The organism is Bradyrhizobium sp. (assembly GCF_049512235.1).
GTDB lineage: Bacteria > Pseudomonadota > Alphaproteobacteria > Rhizobiales > Xanthobacteraceae > Bradyrhizobium.
Window position 1 is genome coordinate 1 of record NZ_JBEKXH010000562.1, and the last position, 3856, is coordinate 3856.

The 3856-nt window shown below is 62.1% G+C and carries 4 protein-coding genes; all 4 read left to right on the forward strand.

Annotated features, from left to right (window positions below):
* Nucleotides 1-399 precede the first annotated feature (399 nt).
* The 4 genes from ABSG20_RS31720 (at nt 400) to ABSG20_RS31735 (ending at nt 2956) form a co-directional block, all read left to right on the forward strand.
* Entirely contained in the window at nt 400-1425 is a 1026-nt protein-coding gene (locus ABSG20_RS31720; protein WP_423868398.1) for a metallophosphoesterase, read from the forward strand.
* Nucleotides 1426-1926: 501 nt separating this feature from the next.
* Complete coding sequence (locus ABSG20_RS31725; RefSeq protein ID WP_423868399.1) at nt 1927-2151, forward strand: DUF433 domain-containing protein; 225 nt, start codon at nt 1927-1929, stop codon at nt 2149-2151.
* Nucleotides 2152-2315: 164 nt separating this feature from the next.
* Nucleotides 2316-2561, forward strand: a complete 246-nt coding sequence (locus tag ABSG20_RS31730) for a type II toxin-antitoxin system VapB family antitoxin (protein WP_423868400.1) — start codon at nt 2316-2318, stop codon at nt 2559-2561.
* A complete protein-coding gene (locus ABSG20_RS31735) occupies nt 2543-2956 on the forward strand; it encodes a type II toxin-antitoxin system VapC family toxin (RefSeq protein WP_423868401.1) in 414 nt (137 codons plus the stop codon). The genes ABSG20_RS31730 and ABSG20_RS31735 overlap by 19 nt, the downstream gene beginning before the upstream one ends.
* The last annotated feature ends 900 nt before the right edge of the window (nt 2957-3856 follow it).

Genomic DNA, 3856 nt, shown 5'->3' on the forward strand with positions numbered 1-3856 from the left:
TGAGTGTCCCAATTGGGAGAGCACCGAGTTGCCGCAGCCCGTCAGTCCTCCCTTGGGAAACCGGTGGAGGTGTTTTCATGGCGACGCGCAAATCCAGCAGCACCACCTCAGGCGGGGTAACTTCGGCTGGTGTGCCTTGGTCGGAGGTGCCGGACTATGTCCTCGTCGACGTCGAATGGATGGACGGGCGGCACGGCTCTGCCACGCAGCCTCTGCCGCCGGCCGATCAAATCCCGATTCCCGCGGTTCTATTCACGTCTCCAAGGCTGCACCCGGACGGTCCGCGCGGAACGAAAGCCATGATCGACGCCAGCGGCGCCAAATGCCGTCTCGCGGATTGTCGTCCCGGTGACTGGTTGCTGAGCCCCGTTACCGGCTGGAAGTGGGCCAGATGGCCCGATGGAGAAGTTGGCTGGCTTCCGGCTGGCACGGCATTGCCAGACTCCCTTCGCGTGCGATCGCGAAATGATATCCAGTAACCACCTCGTGGAAATGATCGATTCTGCGCAGGGCTATGACGTCATTGGTGATATTCATGGCCACGCCGATGCGCTTCGCCGATTGCTGGCCAAGATGGGCTATGCCGAGCTCGACGGTGCGTTCCGGCACGAAACCCGCAGGGTCATTTTTGTTGGCGATTTTATCGATCGCGGCCCCGCGCAGCGGGACGTTCTGCAGATCACGCGCGCCATGTGCGAGGCTGATACCGCCTTTGCCGTGCTTGGCAACCATGAGTTCAACGCCATCGGCTGGGTGACGCCTGACGGTCGTGGCGGCTTCCTGCGTGCGCATACGGAGGCAAACCTCGGACAACACCGGAAGTTTCTACAGCAGTTTGGCGAGGGATCGCCCGACCATCATGATGCTATCAGCTGGTTCCGAGGCCTGCCAGTATGGCTGGACCTGCCCGGCCTCCGCGTCGTCCACGCCTGCTGGTACGAACCTTCACAGCTTGCATTAAGGCCCTGCCTTGATGGCAGAGATTGCTTCACCGAAGCAGGACTGCGGCAAGCCTTGCAACGCGACACCCCCGCCTATCAAGCAGCGGAAATCCTGATGAAAGGCCCCGAGCAGCGGCTTCCCTCCGACATGACCTTTATGGACAAGGACGGTCGCGAACGGCATGAAGTGCGCATCAAGTGGTGGGACCTTGACGCAACCACCTTCCGAAAGGCCGCCATCGGGGTCGATGGCAGGCTCGGCGAATTGCCGGATTCGGCGCTTCCCGTCGATTTCATCTATCGCGAGAACACGCCCGTTTTATTCGGTCATTACTGGATGAACGGCGAGCCGCGGTTGACATCCTCGAGCGCTGCCTGCCTCGATTTCAGCGTTGCCGAGAAAGGATACCTGACGGCCTACCAATGGCGCGGAGAGAGCTTGCTTTTGCCGGATCACCTCGTGCATGTTCCGGCGGCTCTGTAGCAGACATCGACCTCGCGCATCGTCGCCTTGTCCGAAAGTCCGATGCGATGGAATCCGGCCGCCGTTTGGTGGATGGCTGCCGCAAGGTGGCTCTGCGCGCCTTTGGCGGCTTGATGCTAATATCGGCCATTGCAATTGATTTCCTGCAGATCGGCTTCCCTTAAGGCGGTCAGCAGGACGAGGCCTCATGGTTCGAGACGCCGCGCCACCCCCAACTGTCGTCGCCCGGCTTGACCGGGCGATCCAGTAAACGCCGAAGTTTGTGATGAGACGCGGACGCCTGTGATTACTAGGTCGCCCGGTCAAGTCGGGCGATGACACCCGTTTTTGATGCCATCAAGTGCCCTCATGCTGAGGGGCCGAGGTCGCGCTCGCGCGCGGAAACTTCGAACGAAGCTGCGGCGCGTCGGCCGCGCGGCAATCAGGACGGCGATCGGTATCGCGGATAAATATGCTATGCTGCCCGAAACATCAAATGATGTCCCGATCAGGAAGCCTGAGATGAGCGAGATCCATCGTATTACCGTCGATCCCGGCCAATGCGGTGGCCGGCCCTGTCTGCGCGGTCTGCGTATTCGCGTGCGGGACGTGCTGGACCTGCTGGCTGCCGGAGCTGACCGCGCCGAAATCCTGGCAGACTATCCGCTGCTGGAGGAAGGCGATATCACCGCCGCACTCGAATACGCGGCGCGGCAGTGCGACCATCCGGTGTTGCACCTGGCCTGATTCTGGGGGCAGGCTCCTCCCCCACGGCGGCGCCGGCAGTCCGCCGAACTGCACGGATCGGACACAAATGGGTCCAGGAAAGCGAAAGCGGAACGACAGCGGAATGACAGTGACCTCGGCCGCCAATGATGGTATTTTGTTGGTGTTCTCTGAATGAGTGGCCCATGAACATCCGATCCGCCAGGGTTGATCAACTCGCGCAGCGTCTTGCCCGCCTGACCGGCGAGGACGTGGAAACCGCGCTTGAGCGAGCGATCGAGGAACGGCTGTCCCGTGTTGCGCCGCCAGTGCCCGCGGACAGAAAAGCTGCGATGGATTCCTTCTTCGAACTGACATCCCGCATGCGGGTCCTGGACCCCCGTCCGGTCGACGAAATCGTAGGTTATGACGGATGCGGATTGCCGTCCTGATGGTTCTGGATACGTCCGCGATTATCGCGACCATCACCAATGAACAGGACAGCCCGCGTTTTCGGGCGGCGATGCTTGGCGCCAGGAGCTTGTTGATTTCTTCGGTCGCCGTCTTGGAAACCAAGGTCGTTCTCTTCACGCGTCTGGGACCGGACGCGGTAGGTCTGTTCGACGAACTGCTGGAGAAGGCCGGGATTGCCGTGGTGCCGTTCGACGACGAAATGGCAAGGGAAGCCTTCGATGCGTTCCGCCGTTTCGGCAAGGGACAAGGGCATCCGGCTCAGTTGAATCTCGTCGATTGTGCTGTTTATGCACTGGCGAAGGTGCGTGCCCAGCCCCTCCTATTCAAGGGTGACGACTTCGCCCGAACGGACATTCCGTCCGCCCTCGTTTGATGGTCGAGAACGCCGGGAGGCCGGGGCGTAAGTTCAGACGGCGCCTCCCTTGGACGAACCAGGCTGGATGCGGAGGCGCCGAAGCAGGGCGACCACAAGGGTCGCCCCTACGGGATCGACATCACGTAGGGGCGACCCTTGTGGGCGCCCTACTGGCACGCGCTCGGTTCGCGGGAGGCGAGCCAATGAAGCACCGCCGCCGGAGATAGACTGTCACCCTACCCCGCTCGCCTGGGCGAAGCGTTGCTTCGTCCAGGCGAGCGACCCTCCCCCTCCAGGGGAGGGTAAGAAAGAGCGCGGTGCGCGGCTGACAGTCGCGATTGCCGGCCGCGGTTGCGCGATCTCGGCCTTGGGCGAGGTGCCGCCGGGCAAGGGCGGACGGTAATTGTGCGTCGACCCCCCCGACCACGGATCAAAGTCCGGGGCAGACTCCCTCCCGCCACGCGCGACCCGCGTGTAGGGAGGGGAGCCCATGACCTCGTCGCGGCGTCAATCATGCGATGGCGTCGATCCCTCGCGCCTTGATGATCGTGAGCAGTTTCAACGAGGGGCCGCTCGGCTTCTTTTCGCCGCGCTCCCACTCGCTTATGAGATGAGACGCTGACGCCTGTGATTGCTGGGTCGCCCGGTCAAGCCGGGCGATGACTACGGTTTGTGATGCGCGATAAGTGCCTCCCTCATGATGGCCGGCAGGGTGCATATTTTGGCTCGTCGTTGCGAGCCAATCGGGCGCGCTAACGCGCGCTCGATTGAGCGAAGCAATCCATCGCCGCCGTAGAAAGAAAGCTGGTAGAGTAGGAGTGTGGCGCAGTGAACTTTAGGCCCAGCATATCTGTTACCGCCCCTTTCGTTTGGCGGTGCCTTAGCGGCTGGACCGTGGTTCTTGTTTCCACACCCCCC

Coding starts and splice junctions, on each gene's coding strand:
- ABSG20_RS31720 (WP_423868398.1), top strand. CDS start 400: ATGGAGAAGTTGGCTGGCTTCCGGCTGGCACGGCATTGCCAGACTCCC.
- ABSG20_RS31725 (WP_423868399.1), top strand. CDS start 1,927: ATGAGCGAGATCCATCGTATTACCGTCGATCCCGGCCAATGCGGTGGC.
- ABSG20_RS31730 (WP_423868400.1), top strand. CDS start 2,316: ATGAACATCCGATCCGCCAGGGTTGATCAACTCGCGCAGCGTCTTGCC.
- ABSG20_RS31735 (WP_423868401.1), top strand. CDS start 2,543: ATGCGGATTGCCGTCCTGATGGTTCTGGATACGTCCGCGATTATCGCG.